Genomic DNA, 977 nt, shown 5'->3' with positions numbered 1-977 from the left:
TAGGCATAGTCAGGAACACGGCCATCCCACTGTCGCTTCGAGGGTTGCCACACCGTTCCGGGCGTTGCACCCGCCAGGGCTTCATGCGGTCTTTCATAGTTAAATTCTTTCCGGTAGTCGCTGAACCACCGCTGTTGTTCTTCCATCGTCATGAAGGTGTTCCCCTGCGCCAGCGCACTTTTCAGGGAACGGTGCATGCGTTCGTGCCGCCCGTTCTCTTCGGGATGGCCCCGGCGGATTCGTTCCGGTCTGACGCCCAGCTTTATCAGCCAGACTGCAAGACGACTTAACCCGGCGATACCCGTCCCTGCGAAGGGCTGACCATTATCGGTTCTCAGAACGTCCGGCAGACCGTACTCCAGGAACGCCTCCGTCAGACAGTGCCTGACGAAGGGCTCGCTCTCACGGTCCGTTCCACGGCAGCTCAGCAGATACCGGCTGTGGTTGTCGGTCAGGGTGAAGGGATGACAGTACTCTCTGCTCAGCAGCCTGAACTTGCCTTTAAAATCAGCGCTCCAGACCTGATTGTTCTCACTGATGCTGGTCAGGGGCCGGCGATTCCCCGGCGTTCTGCGCTTTCTCTTTCTGTCAGGTACCAGGCCTTCACGTTTGAGGATATCGCCGACAGTGCTGGCAGCAGGAACGGTAAAATCGACGTGATGATTGAGGAGCCACATCCGCAGTTTTTTCGGGCCCCAGTCAGGGTGTTTCTGACGCAGGGCAGTCAGGTGTCCGACGACCTCATCAGGAACCGTCCGGGAGTGGGAGCGTGGTGCGCGCGACCGGTCAGAGAGAGAGGACAGGTCAGAAGGGTCAAAACGCTGAAGCCATTTGTAGCCGGTTTTGCGGCTGATGCCAAAAAGACGGCAAAGAGCGGAGAAGGAGTCCGTACCTGCATGACAGGCACGGATAAAATCAAGGCGTTGCATAGGTCGGGTCTCAGTCCAGGGCATAGCGAGTCTCCTCTTCTATGCCAG

Annotated in this window: 1 protein-coding gene; it reads right to left on the bottom strand. The window is 57.9% G+C overall.

Features of this window, described 5'->3' with window-relative positions; translation table 11 throughout:
* Positions 1-953, bottom strand: a 953-nt coding sequence (locus tag INF58_RS20855) for an integrase core domain-containing protein (RefSeq protein WP_193528425.1), incomplete at its 3' end; no start/stop codon positions are given.
* Positions 954-977 lie beyond the last annotated feature (24 nt).

It is taken from the genome of Enterobacter cloacae complex sp. P24RS, assembly GCF_014982165.1.
GTDB lineage: Bacteria > Pseudomonadota > Gammaproteobacteria > Enterobacterales > Enterobacteriaceae > Enterobacter > Enterobacter quasihormaechei.
Note: the sequence above shows the minus strand (reverse complement) of the source record. Positions and strands in the feature narration are given on the sequence as shown.